General features: G+C 71.0%; 12 protein-coding genes and 1 pseudogene. 9 read left to right on the top strand and 4 right to left on the bottom strand.

What is annotated here, in order from left to right:
* The first annotated feature begins 88 nt into the window (after positions 1-88).
* On the top strand, positions 89-1,306 hold the full coding sequence (locus AB0K52_RS12530) for a SpoIIE family protein phosphatase (protein ID WP_363530580.1): 1,218 nt from the start codon (positions 89-91) through the stop codon (positions 1,304-1,306).
* A gap of 81 nt (positions 1,307-1,387) precedes the next feature.
* Here AB0K52_RS12530 and AB0K52_RS12525 read toward each other — a convergent pair whose 3' ends face one another.
* The 3 genes from AB0K52_RS12525 to ppdK form a co-directional block, all read right to left on the bottom strand.
* A complete protein-coding gene (locus AB0K52_RS12525) occupies positions 1,388-1,804 on the bottom strand; it encodes a pyridoxamine 5'-phosphate oxidase family protein (RefSeq protein WP_363530303.1) in 417 nt (138 codons plus the stop codon).
* A 159-nt stretch (positions 1,805-1,963) separates the two neighbouring features.
* Positions 1,964-2,467: a flavodoxin domain-containing protein gene (locus tag AB0K52_RS12520; protein WP_363530300.1), complete on the bottom strand. Its 504-nt coding sequence runs from the start codon at positions 2,465-2,467 to the stop codon at positions 1,964-1,966.
* Between the two features lie 98 nt (positions 2,468-2,565).
* Entirely contained in the window at positions 2,566-5,268 is a 2,703-nt protein-coding gene (gene ppdK, locus AB0K52_RS12515; protein WP_363530297.1) for a pyruvate, phosphate dikinase, read from the bottom strand.
* A 258-nt stretch (positions 5,269-5,526) separates the two neighbouring features.
* Between ppdK and AB0K52_RS12510 the strand changes: the two genes are divergently transcribed.
* Complete coding sequence (locus AB0K52_RS12510) at positions 5,527-6,168, top strand: response regulator transcription factor (RefSeq protein ID WP_363530294.1); 642 nt, start codon at positions 5,527-5,529, stop codon at positions 6,166-6,168.
* A gap of 18 nt (positions 6,169-6,186) precedes the next feature.
* Here the strand turns inward: AB0K52_RS12510 and AB0K52_RS12505 are convergent, their stop codons facing one another.
* A complete protein-coding gene (locus tag AB0K52_RS12505) occupies positions 6,187-7,419 on the bottom strand; it encodes a GAF domain-containing protein (RefSeq protein WP_363530291.1) in 1,233 nt (410 codons plus the stop codon).
* A gap of 146 nt (positions 7,420-7,565) precedes the next feature.
* On the opposite strand from AB0K52_RS12505, the gene AB0K52_RS12500 reads away from it, so the two are divergent.
* From AB0K52_RS12500 to AB0K52_RS12470, 7 genes and pseudogenes are all read left to right on the top strand, one after another.
* Complete coding sequence (locus AB0K52_RS12500; protein WP_363530288.1) at positions 7,566-9,944, top strand: phosphoketolase family protein; 2,379 nt, start codon at positions 7,566-7,568, stop codon at positions 9,942-9,944.
* Positions 9,945-10,181: 237 nt separating this feature from the next.
* Positions 10,182-12,914: a cation-transporting P-type ATPase gene (locus AB0K52_RS12495; protein WP_363530285.1), complete on the top strand. Its 2,733-nt coding sequence runs from the start codon at positions 10,182-10,184 to the stop codon at positions 12,912-12,914.
* A 366-nt stretch (positions 12,915-13,280) separates the two neighbouring features.
* Entirely contained in the window at positions 13,281-13,652 is a 372-nt protein-coding gene (locus AB0K52_RS12490) for a pyridoxamine 5'-phosphate oxidase family protein (protein ID WP_363530282.1), read from the top strand.
* 108 nt (positions 13,653-13,760) lie between these two features.
* A complete protein-coding gene (locus AB0K52_RS12485) occupies positions 13,761-14,201 on the top strand; it encodes a universal stress protein (protein WP_363530279.1) in 441 nt (146 codons plus the stop codon).
* Positions 14,202-14,259: 58 nt separating this feature from the next.
* Positions 14,260-15,243: pseudogene (locus AB0K52_RS12480) on the top strand (2-hydroxyacid dehydrogenase); the annotation flags it as partial.
* A 97-nt stretch (positions 15,244-15,340) separates the two neighbouring features.
* On the top strand, positions 15,341-15,772 hold the full coding sequence (locus tag AB0K52_RS12475) for a universal stress protein (protein ID WP_363530276.1): 432 nt from the start codon (positions 15,341-15,343) through the stop codon (positions 15,770-15,772).
* Between the two features lie 166 nt (positions 15,773-15,938).
* The gene (locus AB0K52_RS12470; protein ID WP_363530273.1) at positions 15,939-17,201 is read left to right on the top strand and encodes an FAD-dependent oxidoreductase; all 1,263 of its coding nucleotides are present in this window, start codon (positions 15,939-15,941) and stop codon (positions 17,199-17,201) included.
* Positions 17,202-17,275: the final 74 nt, after the last annotated feature.

Here is a 17,275-nt window from a genome sequence, read left to right as displayed (position 1 = left end):
TCCGCACGCCGGCGGAGTACCGTTGCGGTAGAGGTCCTGGCTCATGGATAGGACGCATGTGGTGCCACCGCAGTCGGCGCTGGACGAGATGGACTACGCGGCGCTTTTCGCGGCGACGCCGAGCCCTTACCTGGTGCTGGGATCAGACCTCGTGATCGTGGAGGTCAACCAGGCGTATCTGGCGGCCACCGGCCGCACCCGCGACGACCTCATCGGACAGCACATCTTCGACGCCTTCCCGCCGAACCCGGACGACCCTGAGGCCGACGGCGTGCAGAACCTGAACGCCTCGCTCCATCGCGTCCTCGTCTCACGCAAGCCCGACACGATGGCCCTCCAGAAGTACGACATCCCCATCATGGACCGGCCGGGCGAGTTCGAGGAGCGCTGGTGGTCACCCGTCAACACGCCGCTCCTGGCCCCGGACGGGACGGTTCGGTGGATCATCCACCGCGTGGAGGATGTCACCGCGTTCATCCGCGCCCACGCCCCCGGCAGTCGGTCCTCAATCGAGCGGGAGGCCTTGGAGGCCGAGCTGTACGCTCGGGCACTCGAGCTCCAGCGCGTCAACGAGGAGCTCCGGCTGGCCAACAAACGCGAGCGCCAGGTCGCGCTGACCCTCCAAGAAGCCATGCTGCGCTCCCCCGACCTGCGCCACCACTCCAACGTCGCGGTGCGCTACCTGCCCGCCACGGAGTCGCTGAACGTGGGCGGGGATTGGTACGACCTGGTGGACCTCAGCGACGGCTGCTTCGCGGCGGCCGTCGGCGACGTCGCGGGCCACGGTCTGGAGGCCGCCGCCGTCATGGGCATGCTGCGGAGCGCGCTCAGTGCCGCCATTCGCGCCGTGGAGCGGCCCGCCCAGGCACTGGAGGTCGTGAGCCTGTACTCCCGCTCGGTCGACGAGGCGTTGAACACCACCGCAGTCAAGGTGATGGTCGATCCCCGCAGCAGCCTGATCACCTACAGCAACGCCGGGCATCCGCCACCGGTCCTGGTGCGTCCGAACGGCGACTGCGAGCGGCTGAACAAGGCCGTCGACCCGCCGCTGGGCGCGCTCCCCCTGCACGTCCCCCGCTCCCAAGCCGGGCATTCCTACGCCTCCGGCGACACACTCGTGCTCTACAGCGACGGGTTGATCGAACGTCACGGCGAGGACATCGACGTCGGCATCGACCGCCTCGTCGCGTCGTTGGCGCGCCACAGCGCCAACACTCCCGAGCGCCTGGCCGACGCGGTACTCGCCGACCTCGGCGTCGAGGGCGGCGCACCCGACGACATCGCCCTGGTCGTCATGCGGCTGTGACCGCCGATCGCCACCGGGCTTCCAACGGGCGTCGCCATTCGTGCGGCGCCGACCGGTGCGCGCATCGGCCGGCCGGCCGGGTCACTTCCCCACTGTGAGCCGCAATCCCGTGATCGTCTGCGGTTCGATGGCGATGACCATGTCCAGTGGGTGTTTCATCCAGGACTGGACTTGCAGCCCGATCTGCGTCGCATGCGGTTCGCGGGAGACGTCGGTGGCGGTGCCTGTGACGAGCACGCTCCATCCGAGCCGGGTGCGCGGCTCGATTTCGTCGACCTGGTAGGCCACCTGCAGGCCTGCTCGGCGCCGCACCGCCCTCCCGAGCGCTGAGGTGTGTCGCGTGTAGAGGATGATCCGGCCGTCGAGCAGGACGTGGTTCAGTGGCCTAATGGTCGGGGTGTCGTCGGCGAGAAAGGCGACGCGGCCGAACTCGGCACGGTCGAGCAGGCCGAGCGCGACCTCCGGGTCGAGTTCGACGGGGACTCGCTCGTTCTCCACCGCTTCCCCTCCGAGACGACCAATGCGGATGCGGTCTCCACTGCCGCCGCGGGTCCGCCGCTCCGTGAGTCGACCGTACCAAGGTTCCGGGCCGCAGGCCGTCAAATGTTCGAGCGCGCACCGGCAGCGAGCGCGTCCTTCCTCTGCTTCACTCTCGATTCAATTCGAGAGCGCCGCCGATGCGAGTTCGGTCGCCCAGGAGCGGGCTCGGTCGAGTTCGCCCGGTGCCAGTGGACCGAGGGTCTTCTCGACCTTGAAGCTCGCCGGGCGCGCGAAGATCGTGAATCCGCTGCGGCGCAGTCGGCGAGCTGCGGCTCGAGCGGCCCACCCGGGCACGTGGCTGATCCGCGTGTCGAAGACGACCGCCCGCGTGCCGGGCGCGGCTTCGGCCGCCTCGAGCCATTCCCGGATGCCGATACCGGGGGAGACCAGTCGGTCCGGCGTCATGCCCGCAGCCTCTTGGCGTGAAGTCGGGCGGCTCAACGTGAACCCGTGTGTGGGGGCGCCGAGCACCACCAGGCCGATGGAGGCGTCGATCGACGCCGGTGCCTCGCCGACTTCGTGGAGCTCGACCTCCATGTGCCTTGCGAGCTCCTCGGCGAGGGTCTCGGCGACGGCCCTCGTGTTGCCGAACATCGATTCGTAGATCACCGCGGCTCGCATGCGACCGCCTTTCTGAAGACGAGGAATGAACTTCGGCCGGGACCGGACCTGGAACCGGGCCCGGCCGGATCCCCGAGCGGGGATCCGTGCCGCGCGGATCAGCGCGTGTCGGTGGCCTCCTGCTGTGCGGCGACGGCTGCCCGGCCGGCCTCGAGGCGGGCGATGGGGACGCGGAACGGCGAGCAGGAGACGTAGTCGAGGCCGATGCGGTCGAAGAAGCGGACTGAGGACGGGTCGCCGCCGTGCTCGCCGCAGACGCCGATGGCGAGGTCGCGGTTGGCAGCCCTGCCCTCTGCGACCGCGAGCTCGACGAGGCGGCCGACCCCCTCTTCGTCGAGCGACTCGAACGGGGAGTCGGCGAAGACGCCCTTGGCGAAGTAGACCGGGAAGAAGGAGCCTTCGACATCGTCGCGGGAGAATCCCCAGGTCGTCTGCGTGAGATCGTTGGTACCGAACGAGAAGAACGCGGCACTCTCGGCGATGCGCCCCGCCGTCAGGGCGGCCCGGGGCAGCTCGATCATCGTGCCGATCGCCGCCTCGACGGCGATGCCGGTCTCCTCGGCGACCTCGTCGAGAACGCGCCGGATCCCGGCGTGCATGAGATCGAACTCTTCGACTCCGCCGACGAGCGGCACCATGATCTCCGGCCGCGGGTCACCGCCGGCCCTGATGCGGTCCGTCGCCGCGAGCGCGATGGCGCGGACCTGGACCTCGACCAGCCCAGGGACGGCCAGGCCGAGTCGCACACCGCGCAGTCCGAGCATCGGGTTCTGCTCGTGGAGGCGGCGCACGGCCGCCAGCAGCCGGACGTCGGCCTCGTCGGGCTCGCCGCGCGCTTCGGCGAGCGCGACCTTGACCGACAGCTCGGTGAGGTTGGGCAGAAACTCGTGCAGCGGCGGGTCCAGGAGCCGGATCGTGACGGGCAGCCCGTCCATGGCGGCGAGGAGGCCGGTGAAGTCCCCGAGCTGGAGCGGGAGGAGTTCGGCGAGCGCGCTGCTGCGTTCGTCCTCGGTCTCGGCCGTGACGAGCCGCTCGATCAGGCGGCGGCGCTCGCCGAGGAACATGTGCTCGGTGCGGCACAGGCCGATGCCGCCAGCGCCGAAGCGCCGGGCCCGGGAGGCGTCTTCGGGCGTGTCGGCGTTGGCGTGGACGCCCATGCGGCGGCGTTCGTCGGCGTAGACCATCATGCGGGCGACGGCTTGGACGACGGGGTCGGCGTCACGCTGCTCGGGGGTGAGGCGGCCTTCGAAGTACTCCACGACCGGGGGCGGGACGACCGGGATCGCGCCGGCGAACACGGCTCCGGTGGCGCCGTCGATGGAGAGGATGTCGCCTTCGCGCACGAGGGCGCCGCCAGGTGTCGTGAACTGCTTGCGGTCGTAGTCGATCTGGAGGTCGTCGGCGCCGACGACGCAGGTCTTGCCCATGCCTCGGGCGACGACGGCGGCGTGCGAGGTCTTGCCGCCGCGGCTGGTGAGGACGCCGGCGGCGGCGATGATGCCGGGGAGGTCGTCCGGGCTCGTCTCCCGCCTGACCAGGATGGTCGGGCCTTCGTGCAGTTCGGCGGTGGCGGCGTCGAAGACGGCGGCGCCCACCGCGGCTCCGGGCGAGGCGGGCACGCCGGAGGCGATCGGCTCGGCCTTCGCCTCGCTGTCGAACTGGGAGAACATCAGTTTGGCCAGCTGCTCGCCGGAGACGCGGCCGAGGGCTTCCTCGACGCTGATGCGGCCTTCGTCGACCAGTTGGAGGGCGATGCGGAAGGCGGCTGCGGCGGTGCGCTTGCCGATGCGGGTCTGCAGCATCCACAAGCGGCCGTGCTCGATGGTGAACTCGATGTCGCACAGGTCTTGGTAGTGCGATTCGAGGAGGGCCATGATGCGCGTCAGTTCGGCGTAGGCGGCGGGGTCGAGGTGCTCGAGCTGGGCGAGCGGCACGGGGCTGCGCACGCCGGCGACGACGTCCTCGCCTTGGGCGTTGGCGAGGTAGTCGCCGTAGACGCCGGGAGCGCCGGTGGCGGGGTCGCGGGTGAAGGCGACGCCGGTCCCCGAGTCGGGCCCGAGGTTGCCGTAGACCATCGCCATGACGTTGACGGCGGTGCCGAGGTCCTCGGGGATGCGTTCGCTGCGGCGGTAGACGCGGGCGCGGTCGGTGTTCCAGGAGTCGAAGACGGCGCGGACGGTCATGTCCAGCTGCTCGCGCGGGTCCTGCGGGAAGTCGGCCCCGGTGGCGGCTTTGACGATCCGCTTGTAGTCGTCCACGAGGCCGCGCAGGGCCGCGGCGTCCAGGTCGATGTCGCGCCGCGCTCCGCTTCGGCGCTTGGCGTCGTCCAGGGCGCTGGTGAACGCCTCGGACTCGATGCCCAGGACCGTGGCGCCGAACATCTGGATGAGGCGCCGGTAGGAGTCCCAGGCGAAGCGTTCGCCGCCGGAGGCGGCCAGGCCGATCACGGCCTCGTCGTTGAGGCCGATGTCCAGGACGGTGTCCATCATGCCGGGCATGGAGAACTTCGCCCCTGAGCGGACGGAGACGAGCAGCGGGTCTTCAGGGTCGCCGAGGCGTCTGCCGCGGTCGGCCTCGAGGCGGGCCAGGTGCTCGTCGATCTCTTCGCGCAGGCCCGGGGGGTCGTCGCCGGTGGCGAGGTAGCGGCGGCACGCATCGGTGGTGATGGTGAATCCGGGAGGGACCGGCAGTCCGAGGTTGGTCATCTCGGCGAGCCCGGCGCCCTTGCCGCCGAGGAGGTCCCGCTGGTCTTTGTCGCCTTCGGCGAAGGCGTACACGTACCTGCGCGTCGTTGTGTCCATCGCGGTGTCCTCCTTGGTGTGGTGCCCATGGTTCATCCGATGCAAGACCGGCCCGTCCAGCTTGGGCCGATCGGCGCTCGCGCCGGGGGCTAACGGCCGAAACGTCGGCAGTCGGCCCCCGAAAGGTCGCAGCGCAGGCGTCGGGCGAGCGGGTCCGGGCGGTCCCGTGGGAACCGTGGCCCCCGAAGGGCCTTTAGTCCTTTGCATGGCGGACCTCAGGGGATGGTCCGCGGCCGCGGATCGCCGATACTTGAGGGCATGGACCGAGAACCGATCAGGGTGTTCCTGCTCGACGACCACGAGGTGGTCAGGCGGGGACTGTGCGAACTACTGGAGCGCGACGGCGACATCAAGGTGGTCGGCGAGGCCGCGGACGTGGCGGAAGCCGTCCGGCGCTTCCCCGCGGCACGGCCGGACGTGGCGGTGCTGGACGCGCAACTGCCCGACGGCAGCGGCGTCGACGTGTGCCGCAAGATCAAGGAAACCGACCCGGGCATCGCCGTGGTCATCCTGACCTCGTATGAGGACGACGCGACGCTGTTCGCCGCGATCGAGGCCGGGGCGTCCGGATTCCTGCTCAAGCAGGTGCGCGGCAACGACCTCGTCGAGGGCGTGCGCACGCTCGCCGCCGGAGGGTCGCTGCTGGACGCCCGGATGACCGGCGCGGTGCTGGAGCGGCTGCGAACCGGCCCGCCGACGGCCCCCGAGCTGGACCTGCTCTCCGAGCAGGAGCAGCGCATCCTCGAGCTCATCGGCGACGGGTTGACCAACCGGCAGATCGCCGAGCGGATGCACCTGGCCGAGAAGACCGTGAAGAACTATGTGACCCGTGTGCTCGGCAAGCTCGGCCTGGAGCGGCGCACACAGGCCGCGGTCCTGGCGTCGCGGTTGTTCAGCTGACCGACCGCGGCCCCGCCCTCACTCTGGCGGATCGAGCGGGATCGACCAGCGCAGCTCGGTGCCGGACGGTTCGGCCGGGAATATCGCGAACTCGCCGCCGAGCGACTCGGTCCGGGAAGCGAGGTTCGCCAGTCCCCGGCGCGGCGCCCGCGCAGGGATGCCGACCCCGTCGTCGGACACCCGCATTCGCAGTGCCGCCTCCTCGACCGCGATCGCTACGGTCACACGCCGTGCCTTCGCGTGGCGGGCGGCGTTGGACAGGGCCTCGCGCAGCATGGCGAGCATCTCGATCCGCACCCGCTCGGGCACCTCGTCGTCGACCGGCCCTGAGAACTCCACCTGCGGGGCGAAGCCGAGGTGGTGGCGCACCACTCCGGCCAGGCCCCTGACGGTCTGCGAGAACGCCTGGTCGGTGTCGGTGTGGAGGCTGAAGATCGCCGCGCGCAGATCGGAGATGGCGCCGTCGATCTCGTCGACCGCCGCGTGGACCCGTTCGGCCGCCACCGGCTCGCCGACCAGGTGCACGATCGACTGCAGCTGCAGCCCGGTCGCGAAGAGCCGCTGAATGACCAGGTCGTGGAGGTCGCGCCCGATGCGGTCGCGATCGCGGAAGACGACCAGGCGCTCCCGCTCGGCCTGCGAGGCGGCGAGCTGGCCGTACAACCGGGCGTTGTCGATGGCGACGCCGGCCGCCGCCGCGAGGGCCTTGATGATGTCCTCGTCGTCGTCGGTGAACATGCCGCCGCCGCGCTTGTCGGTCAGATACAGGTTCCCCCAGGCTTTGTCGCCCACCTTCACCGGAACGCCGAGGAACGTCCGCATCGGAGGATGACCGGGCGGGAACCCGACTGAGGCGGGGTGCTGCGAGAGGTCTTCGAGCCGCAGCGGCTCGGGAACCTCGATGATGTGCCCCAGAATGCCCCTGCCGGCAGGCGGTGCCCCGAGTGCGGCGATCTCCTCGGCGGTGAGGCCGTGGGTGCGGAAGTCGGCCAGGCCCCCTGAGTCGTCCAGGACGCCGAGCGCCCCGTAGCGGGCGTCCACCAGCGTGCAGGCCGCGGCCACGATCCGGTCGAGGATCGCCGCGAGCTCGAGGTCGGACCCGATGCTGATGACCGCGTCCAGCAGCGCCCGCAACCGCTCCCGGCCCAGCACGATCTCATCGATCCGCGACGACAACTCCCCCAGCAGGTCGTCGATCGGCAGTTGACGCAGAGGCGGTTGGCCGTGCGGGTCCGGCGGCGCGGGCTTCATGCCCCGATCGTATCGACTTCCGGTCGGAGCACAAGGGATGCCCGGCTTTGGGCCTGCGCAGTGGGGACTTCCGTCCCTGCCGCGCGGCGGCCGCGGCGGCGAGGCTGGAGACGCACCGAAGAACGACTACCCCAACGGAGCCACCGATGGACACCACCCTCCCCGCGGCATTGACCGAGGCGCGCCTGCGCCAGATCGACGCCTACTGGCGCGCCGCCAACTACCTCACCGTCGGCCAGATCTACCTGCTCGACAACCCGCTCCTACGGGAGCCGCTGCGTCCCGAGCACATCAAGCCGCGCCTGCTCGGCCACTGGGGCACCAGCCCCGCCCTCAACCTGGTCTACGCGCATCTCAACCGGTGCATCACCGAGAAGGGGCTCGACATGGTCTACATGGCCGGGCCCGGCCACGGCGGCCCCGCCATGCTCGCCAACACCTGGCTCGAGGGCACCTACTCCGAGCACCACCCGTCCGTCAGCCGCGATGAGGCCGGCATGGCGCGCCTGTTCCGCCAGTTCTCCTTCCCCGGCGGCGTCCCCAGCCACGCCGCGCCCGAGGTGCCCGGCTCCATCCACGAGGGGGGCGAGCTGGGCTACTCGCTCATGCACGCCTACGGGGCCGCTTTCGACAACCCCGACCTCACGGTCGCCTGCGTCATCGGCGACGGCGAGGCCGAGACCGGCCCGCTGGCCGCCTCCTGGCTCTCGAACGTGTTCCTCAACCCCGCTCGTGACGGCGCGGTCCTGCCGATCCTCAACCTCAACGGCTACAAGATCGCCAATCCCACCGTGCTCGACCGCATCCCCCGCGACGACCTCATGTCGATGATGCGCGGCTTCGGCTACGACCCGCACCTGGTGGAAGGGGACGACCCCGCGACGATCCACCGCGCGCTCGCCGCGGCGCTCGACACCGCCTTCGACCGCATCAACGCGATCCAGCACGAGGCCCGCTCCGGCGGCCGTGTGGAACGGCCGCGCTGGCCCATGGTCGTGCTTCGCACCCCGAAGGGCTGGACGGGACCGCGCGAACTCGACGGCAAGCCGGTCGAAGGCACCTGGCGCTCGCACCAGGTCCCCCTGGGGGCGGTCCGGGAGGACCCGGCCCAGCTCGCGGCCCTGGAGGACTGGCTGCGGTCCTACCACCCCGAGGAGCTGTTCGACGCGACCGGCGCCCCGGCCGCCGAACTGCGGTCCGCCGCGCCCCGAGGCGACCGGCGCATGAGCGCCAGCCCGCACGCCAACGGCGGCCTCCTGCTGCGCGACCTGGTGCTCCCGGACTTCCGCGCGTACGGCGTGGCGGTCGACCGGCCCGGCGGGACGGACGCCGAAGCCACGCGGGTCCTCGGCGCATGGGTCCGCGACGTCATCGCCGCCAACCCCGACCGGTTCCGGCTCTTCGGCCCCGACGAGGTTGCCTCCAACCGGCTCGGCGCCGCCTTCGAGGTCACCGACCGCGCCTTCAACGCCCGCATCGAACCCGGCGACGACCACCTCGGCCCTGACGGCCGGGTCATGGAGGTGCTCTCGGAGCACCTGTGCCAGGGCTGGCTCGAGGGCTACCTGCTCACCGGCCGGCACGGGCTGTTCACCAGCTACGAGGCGTTCATCCACCTGGTCGACTCCATGTTCAACCAGCACGCCAAGTGGCTCAAGACCACCAACGGCATCCCGTGGCGGCGCCCGATCGCCTCGCTCAACTACCTCTTGTCGAGCCACGTGTGGCGCCAGGACCACAACGGCTTCTCCCACCAGGACCCCGGCTTCATCGACCACGTGGTCAACAAGAAGGCCGAGGTCGTCCGGGTGTACCTGCCGCCGGACGCCAACACCCTTTTGTCCACGATGGACCACTGCCTGCTGAGCCGCCAGTACGTGAACGTGGTCGTCACCGGGAAGCAGCCGGCCCCGAACTGGCTCACCATGGACGAGGCCGTGCGCCACTGCACGAGGGGCCTGGGCATCTGGGAGTGGGCCTCCAACTGCGCGGACGGCGAACCCGACGTGGTGCTCGCCTGCGCCGGCGACGTGCCCACACTGGAGACCGTCGCCGCGGCCGACCTGCTGCGCCGCCACCTGCCGCACTTGAAGGTCCGCGTCGTCAACGTCGTGGACCTCATGCGGCTCCAGCCCGACACCGAGCACCCGCACGGCATGCCCGACCGGCAGTACGACGCCCTGTTCACCACCGACAAGCCGGTTATCTTCGCCTTCCACGGCTACCCGTGGCTCATCCACCGGCTCACCTACCGCCGCGCCGGGCACGAGCACCTCCACGTTCGCGGCTACAAGGAGGAGGGCACCACGACCACGCCGTTCGACATGGTCATGCTCAACGACCTCGACCGCTTCACCCTCGTCACCGACGTGATCGACCGGGTGCCGGGACTCGGCCAGGCCGCCGCAGGGCTGCGTCAGGAGATGGTCGACGCCCGCCTGGCCTGCCGCGAGTACACCCGCGAGCACGGTGTCGACCACCCGGCCGTCGCCGACTGGCGGCCCGGCCGGCCGCTGTCCTTGTAGCGCAGGGCGAGAGGGGCGGACCGGATCGGTCCGTCCCTCTCGCACTGCCGTCGCGGCGATCCGCGAACCGGGGGACGTACGCTGTCCGGCTCGGGACCATCGTCCCCTGCCGGATCGTCCTCCGCTCGGCCAAGCTGGCGACATGAGCGAACGCAGACAAGCCGCCCCGGGCGAAGCGCCGACAAGGACGGAATCCCGCCGATTCATGGAAAACCCTTGCACGAGTGGAGCACTGCTGTGACCACCGCGATCGACATGAGCGCGCCCCCCGAATACCATCGCATCGCCGCCGCCGAGGTGCTCCTCCTGCTGGGGAGCGATCCCCGCACCGGACTGTCCACAGAAGACGCCAGCGCGCTGCTCGCCCGGACCGGCCCCAACAGCCTGCCCGCCGCCGTTCGCACCAGCCTGCCGGTGCGAATCCTGCGGCAGGTCCACAATCCACTGATATACGTGCTGCTCGCCGCCGGAGCGATCACCGCGGTGCTCGGCGAGTACGTCGACTCGTCCGTGATCTTCGGCGTGGTGATCGTCAACGCGGCCATCGGGCTCGTCCAGGAGTCCAAGGCCGAGGCCGAACTCGCCGGGCTCCGCTCGATGGTCCGCACCGACGCGAGAGTCGTCCGCGACGGGACCGAGCGCACCGTGCCCTCCGAGACGCTGGTCCCCGGCGACCTGGTCAGGCTCGAGGCCGGCGACAAGGTCCCGGCGGACCTGCGCTTGACGCACGCGGTCGAGCTGCGGGTCGACGAGTCGGCGCTGACCGGGGAATCCGAACCGGTGGAGAAGCACGTCGACTCGCTGCCCGCCGTCCTCCCCGTTTCAGACAGGCGCAACATGGCGTACTCCGGCACGCTCGTCACCTCGGGATCCGGCACCGGCGTCGTGTGCGCGACCGGCACCGGCACCCAGCTCGGCGAGATCCACCGGCTCATCGGCGCCGCACACACCCTGACCACGCCGCTGACGGCGAAGCTCGCCGGGTTCAGCCGACTGCTGACCTTCGGCATCCTGTTCTTGGCCGCCGTCACCTTCGCGGTCGGGCTGCTGCGAGGGCACGACGCGGTCGCGATGTTCACCGCGGCGATCGCTCTCGCCGTCGGCGCGATCCCCGAAGGACTCCCCGCCGCGGTCACGGTCACGCTCGCCATCGGCGTGTCCAGAATGGCGCGCCGCCGCGCCGTCATCAGACACCTGCCGACCGTCGAGACGCTCGGCAGCACCACGGTGATCTGCACTGACAAGACCGGCACACTCACCGAGAACCAGATGACGGTGCAAGCGGTCTGGACGCCCAGCGCCCGGTACGCGGTCAGCGGCACCGGCTACGCCCCCGAGGGGACCGTGCGCGACGGCGCGGGCGCAGTCGCGGCCGCCGATCGCGACAGGGCCCTGCACTGGACGCTGCTCACCGGTGCTCTCTGCAACGACGCCAGCCTCGCCGCCCGCGACGGCGTCTGGAGCGTGGTCGGCGATCCGACCGAAGGGGCGATGCTCACGTCCGCCGCGAAAGGGGGCCTCGACACGGACACCGTCCGCACGCGATGGGCCCGAGTCGCGACCCTCCCCTTCAGCGCCGAGCGACAGTTCATGGCCACCGCGCATCTCGACCTCGACGGCACCGCGCTCGTCCTGGTCAAGGGGGCAGTCGAACGGCTGCTCGAGCGCTGCTCGCTGCAGATGGGCGCCGACGGGACGACCCGGCCGCTCGATCACCATTCCGTGACCAGCGCCGCGGCTGAGCTGGCCGAATGCGGGCTCCGCGTGCTCGCCACCGCCATGCGCCCGAACAGCCCGGATCCGCACGGCATCGGGCACCTCGATGAACTCGCCCTCGGCGACGGTCTGGTCTTCACCGGGCTGCAGGCCATGCTCGACCCGCCCCGTGCCGCGGCGGCCACGGCGGTCACGGCCTGCCGGAGCGCGGGCATCGCCGTCAAGATGATCACCGGCGACCACGCGGCCACCGCCACCGCTATCGCCCGCCAAGTGGGGCTGCTGGAGGCCGACGACGCCCGCGCCGTCCTGACCGGCGCCGAGCTGGCCGACGTCCCCGACGACGAGCTCGCCGAGGTGGCGCACCGGACCGGCGTGTTCGCGCGCGTCTCCCCCGAGCAGAAGCTGCGCCTGGTCGCCGCCCTCCAGGAGCGCGGGCACGTGGTCGCCATGACCGGCGACGGCGTCAACGACGCTCCCGCGCTCCGGCAGGCGGGCATCGGCGTCGCCATGGGCGCCGGCGGCACCGACGTCGCCAAAGAGGCCGCCGACATGGTCCTCACCGACGACGACTTCGCGACCGTCGAAGCCGCCGTCGAGGAAGGGCGCGGCGTCTTCGACAACCTGACCAAGTTCATCACCTGGACCCTCCCCACGAACCTCGGCGAGGGCCTGGTGATCCTGGCAGCCATCATGTTCGGGGCGGCGCTGCCGATCCTGCCGAGCCAGATCCTGTGGATCAACATGACCACCGCGGTCGCCCTCGGCCTCATGCTCGCCTTCGAGCCCAAGGAGCCCGGGATCATGACCCGGCCGCCGCGAGAACCCGGCCAGCCGCTGTTCACCGGGGCGCTGATGTTCCGGACCGCGCTGGTCTCGGTCCTGCTCGTGGCCGGAGCGTGGGGGCTGTTCAACTGGGAGCTCGCGAACGGGGCCGACATCGCGCAAGCCCGCACCGCTGCCGTGAACGTCTTCGTCACCGTCCAGGCGTTCTACCTGTTCAGCTGCCGGTCGTTGACGCAACCGCCGTGGCGCGTCGGCCTCTTCTCCAACCCGTGGATCATCGTCGGACTCGCCGTCCAAGCGGTCGGGCAGCTCGCCGTCACCTATGCGCCGGCGATGAACGCGGTGTTCGACACCGCCCCCATCGGCGTCGACGTGTGGCTGCGCATCCTCGCCATCGCCGCGGCGGCGAGTCTCGTAGTGGCCGTTGAGAAAGGGCTGCGGATACGCGCGGACAGCGCCGCTTCGTGAGCGCAGCAACGAGTGCCGGTCGTCACCGCCCCGGTGACGACCTGGCCGGTGCCGAACCGGCCAGGACCGCACCGTCGGCGTGGCCGACGCAGCCCCGGCCAACCGAACGACCCGTGGCCGCGGCTCCCGACGATGAGCGGGCTCCGGTGGCCCCTCTCCTCGGATCGGCGGACAGCGGCGACGTCGGCGCACCCTGGTTCCGCAACCGCGTGGGTCGACCGTCAAGGCGCTGCTACGGTCGAACCGGAGGCGCGAGCTTCCTGCCATGAAACCGAGCCGCCAGCGGCGAGCCGGCCGGCGGTGGACAACCCGGAGGCTGATGTGGGCAACGAGCGGGAGCCGGTTGAGCTGGAGCCGAACGTCGCAATGGGATACCTGATCCACGCCGAGTTCGGGCGGGTCGCGTTCATCGCCGACGACCTGCCGGTCATCAGGCCGTTGAACCACACGGTGATCGACGGCGACATCTTCGTCTACACCCATCACGACTCGGCGTTCGCCCGAACCGTCCGAGCGCAGCCCGGCCTGCCGGTGTCCTACCAATGCGACGAGATCCAGGCCCACGGCCACATCGGATGGAGCGTGCTGGTCACCGGCACCGCGACCGACGTCTCCGACGACCCCCGCCCCTTCCAGGTGGGCAGGCCGATCCAGTCGTGGATCGACCGGCCCCACGACACGGTCATCGCCATCCGCCCCCGCCACGTCACCGGGCTGCGCCTGACCATCGCGCACTGAACCCGCATCCGCTCCTCGTGACCACCGGCCCTCGGAAGGGGGACCTTCGGCCCCTGATCCGACCCCGCGCCCGCGGTGAGACTGGAGACCGAGAGGAAGGAGCGGTCCATGTCGAACCGCAATGGAGAGCAGGGCATCGTCGTCGGCGTCGACGGCTCGGCCTCGTCGAAGCAGGCCCTGCAATGGGCACTCGGCTACGCAGACACGGCGGGCCTGCCGGTGACGGCGGTCCTGGCCTGGGAGATCCCGGCCAACTACGGGACCGCTGCGATGGTGCTGCCCGCGGCCGAATTCGCCGACGAGGCCAAGCGCGAACTCAAGCAGGTGGTCGACGAGGCCGCGGCGGCCCACCCCGAAGTGCGCGTGGAGCGGCGCGTCGTCGAAGGCCACCCCGCGAAGATCCTCCTCAAGGAGGCCGAGCACGCGCAGATGCTGGTGGTCGGTTCGCGCGGCCACGGCGGGTTCGTCGGAGCGATCCTCGGCTCGGTGAGCCAGCACTGCGTCACCCACGCCCACTGCCCGGTCCTGGTGTTCCGCGGCACCGAGTGAGGCCGGTGCGGAGCGGCGAGGGTGCGCCGCTCCGCACCGCAGTGAAGGGAGGCCCGCCGTGAGGGTGGCCGTGTTCAGCACCAAGCCGTACGACAAGACGTCCTTGAGCGGCGCCGACCGCAGCGGCGCCCACGACCTGGTGTTCCTGGAGTCACGCCTGAACCGCGACACCGCCGCGCTGGCCGAGGGCTGCGAAGCGGTGTGCGCGTTCGTGAACGACGACCTCGACGCCGCGGCACTGCGGGTCCTGGCCGAGCGCGGGGTGCGGTTCGCCGCGCTGCGGTCGGCCGGATTCAACCACGTCGACCTGCGGGCCGCCGCCGAGGCCGGGATCGCGGTCGCGCGGGTGCCGGACTACTCGCCGTACGCGGTCGCCGAGCACTGCGCGGCGTTGGTCCTTGCGCTCAACCGCAAGACGCACCGCGCCTACAACCGCGTCCGCGAGCACAACTTCGCACTGACGGGCCTCCTCGGCTTCGATCTGCACGGCCGCACCGTCGGTGTCGTCGGGACCGGGAGGATCGGGCGGTGCTTCATCAGGATCATGGCCGGGTTCGGCTGCAGGGTCCTCGCCTGCGACCCGTACCCGAGCGATGCGGCTCGCGGGGCCGGCGCCGAGTACGTGTCCCTTGAGGAGCTCCTGGCGGCGTCGGACATCGTGTCCCTCCATTGCCCGCTCACACCCGAGACGTTCCATCTGGTCGACCGCGAGCGGATCGCGCTCATGCGCCCGGGGGCGATGCTGGTGAACACCAGCCGCGGGGCGCTCGTGGAAACGGGCGCGGTGATCGAGGGCCTCAAGAGCGGCCGGATCGGCCACCTCGGACTGGACGTGTACGAGGAGGAGGCCGGGCTGTTCTTCGAGGACCTGTCCGACCAGGTCATCGGCGACGACGCCTTCGACCGGCTCAACGCCTTCCCGAACGTGCTCATCACCGGGCACCAGGCGTTCTTCACCGCCGAGGCCATCGAGGCGATCGCCGCCACGACGATCGCGAACCTGACGGCGTTCGAACGCGACGGCGCCGGTCTCCATCCGGTGACGCTCGACCAAGGAGCGATCCGCGAACCGAACATCACAGCAGGACCGCTGGAGCGACCTCCGGCGCGAACCTCTTCAGTCTCATAAGGAGCAATCAATGATGGACCGGCAACCTGAACGCATCGTGGTGGCGATCGACGGCTCGCGGGCGTCCTTGGACGCGCTGCGGTGGGCGATAGACCATGCCGATCGGCTCGGTGCGGTCGTCGAGGCGCTGCACGTCTGGCAGATACCCAACGAGTACGGCGTGCCGATCCCCGACATGCCCGGAGAGTCCTTCGAGGACACCGCCAAGCGCGCGCTGCAAGGGTCGATCGACGAAGTCCTCGTCGACCGGACCGATGCGCCCCTCGAAGCGGTGACGATGCAGGGGTATCCGCCCAAGGTCCTCGTCGAACGCTCGCAGACCGCCGACCTCCTGGTCGTCGGCAGCCGCGGCCGCGGGGCGCTGGCGGGGACGCTGCTCGGCTCGGTCAGCCTCCACTGCGTGACCCACGCCGGCTGCCCGGTCGTCGTGGTCCGCGACTGAACACCGGCCGAACCTGAACGGGCCGCGACCGCTGGTCGCGGCCCGTCGGCGTCTCCCCGCGCCGGACCGAAGGGACCCAGGTCCCTGCGTTCGGGGCGTTTGGTCGCTGTGGCGGATCCGCCCTGGGTGGTGGCATGGACAGGTGAACCGACTTCTGGAGGAAACCATGGACACCAAGCCCCGAGTGGTCGCCGTCGGCGCAGGCCTGGCCGGCATGGAAACGCTCTTCACCCTTCGCCGGCGCCTGGGCGACCGGGTCGAGCTGGCACTGGTGGCGGACCGGGACGACTTCGAATTCCGGCCCGGCACCGTCTACGTGCCCTTCGGCGGCGCCGAAGACGACCTGCAGATCCCGGTCGCGTCGCCGGCACAGCGGCAGGGAATCACGGTGGAGCACGGCGCGGTGGCGTGGGTCGAGACCGAGCCGAAGCGGCTCGTGCTCACCGACGGGCGCACCCTCGACTACGACTTCCTGGTCCTGGCCACAGGCGCGGCGATGCGGCCCGAGCGGGTCCCGGGCCTCGCCGAGCACGCCCACCTCGTCGGTTCCCTGCACCAGATGCGCGAGCTCGGCCGGACACTGCGGCGCTTGCGCGACGCGGCCGTCGACGGTTCGCCGCAGCACGCGCTGTTCCTGGTCCCGCCGGGCAACTGCTGGCCCGGTCCGGTGTACGAGCTCGCGTTCATGCTGGAGACCTGGCTGCGCCGCTCCCGCGTCCGCGACCGGGTCTGCCTGACGTTCGCCACGTTCGAAGACCGCTACATGGAGGCGCTCGGCGCCGGCCTGCACCCCGTGATCGGCGAGAAGTTCGCCTCGCGCGGCATCATCAGCCACGCCAGATCGGTCGTCACGGAGGTCGAGCCGCACCGGGTCCGCTTCGCCGACGGCACCGCGCACACCTTCGACGTGCTCGTCTCCACCGCGCCCCACGCCGCCGCCGTCGACTACGAGGGTTTGCCCAAGGACCGCAACGGGTTCCTGCTGACCGACGCCGAAACCCGGCGGGTGCGGCGCACCGACGCCGTCTACGCCCCCGGCGACGCCGGTGACTTCCCCGTCAAGCTCGGCTACCTCTCGCTGCTCCAGGCCGACGCGGTCGCCGACGACATCGCCGCGCGCATCGACCCCGCCTCGGTGGCGGAGCCCCGCCGGTTCGACCCTGTCGGGCTGTTCGTCCTCGAAATGCTCGACGAGGCGGTGTTCGCGCGGACGCCCCTGGCGATGACCGGCGAGCCCGACCGGTCCGGCGAGGGGCGACGCGTGGGCGTCTCCCCCATCTGGCACCTGGGCAAGAAGACGCTCGGCGCCTACCTGCCTCAGCGGTTCCGGGCGGGACATCCCGTCCACGGCGGTCTCCGACAGGACGCGGTGAGCCTCGGCTTGAGGGGCTTGTCGAAGGCCATGTCGGAGCCGGTGGAGGAGAGCTGACCCCGGCCTTCCGCGCCGATCGTTCCAGGCGGCCGTCCCGGGAGGGGACGGCCGCCTTTCCCGCTCCCGCGGTG

Origin of the sequence: Glycomyces sp. NPDC049804 (assembly GCF_040674615.1) — a bacterium.
GTDB lineage: Bacteria > Actinomycetota > Actinomycetes > Mycobacteriales > Micromonosporaceae > Glycomyces > Glycomyces niveus.
This window is presented reverse-complemented; position numbering and strand designations above follow the sequence as displayed.

Coding starts and splice junctions, on each gene's coding strand:
- AB0K52_RS12530 (WP_363530580.1), top strand. CDS start 89: ATGGACTACGCGGCGCTTTTCGCGGCGACGCCGAGCCCTTACCTGGTG.
- AB0K52_RS12500 (WP_363530288.1), top strand. CDS start 7,566: ATGGACACCACCCTCCCCGCGGCATTGACCGAGGCGCGCCTGCGCCAG.
- AB0K52_RS12505 (WP_363530291.1), bottom strand. CDS start 7,419: ATGAAGCCCGCGCCGCCGGACCCGCACGGCCAACCGCCTCTGCGTCAA.
- AB0K52_RS12490 (WP_363530282.1), top strand. CDS start 13,281: ATGGGATACCTGATCCACGCCGAGTTCGGGCGGGTCGCGTTCATCGCC.
- AB0K52_RS12485 (WP_363530279.1), top strand. CDS start 13,761: ATGTCGAACCGCAATGGAGAGCAGGGCATCGTCGTCGGCGTCGACGGC.
- AB0K52_RS12520 (WP_363530300.1), bottom strand. CDS start 2,467: ATGCGAGCCGCGGTGATCTACGAATCGATGTTCGGCAACACGAGGGCC.
- AB0K52_RS12475 (WP_363530276.1), top strand. CDS start 15,341: ATGATGGACCGGCAACCTGAACGCATCGTGGTGGCGATCGACGGCTCG.
- ppdK (WP_363530297.1), bottom strand. CDS start 5,268: ATGGACACAACGACGCGCAGGTACGTGTACGCCTTCGCCGAAGGCGAC.
- AB0K52_RS12470 (WP_363530273.1), top strand. CDS start 15,939: ATGGACACCAAGCCCCGAGTGGTCGCCGTCGGCGCAGGCCTGGCCGGC.
- AB0K52_RS12510 (WP_363530294.1), top strand. CDS start 5,527: ATGGACCGAGAACCGATCAGGGTGTTCCTGCTCGACGACCACGAGGTG.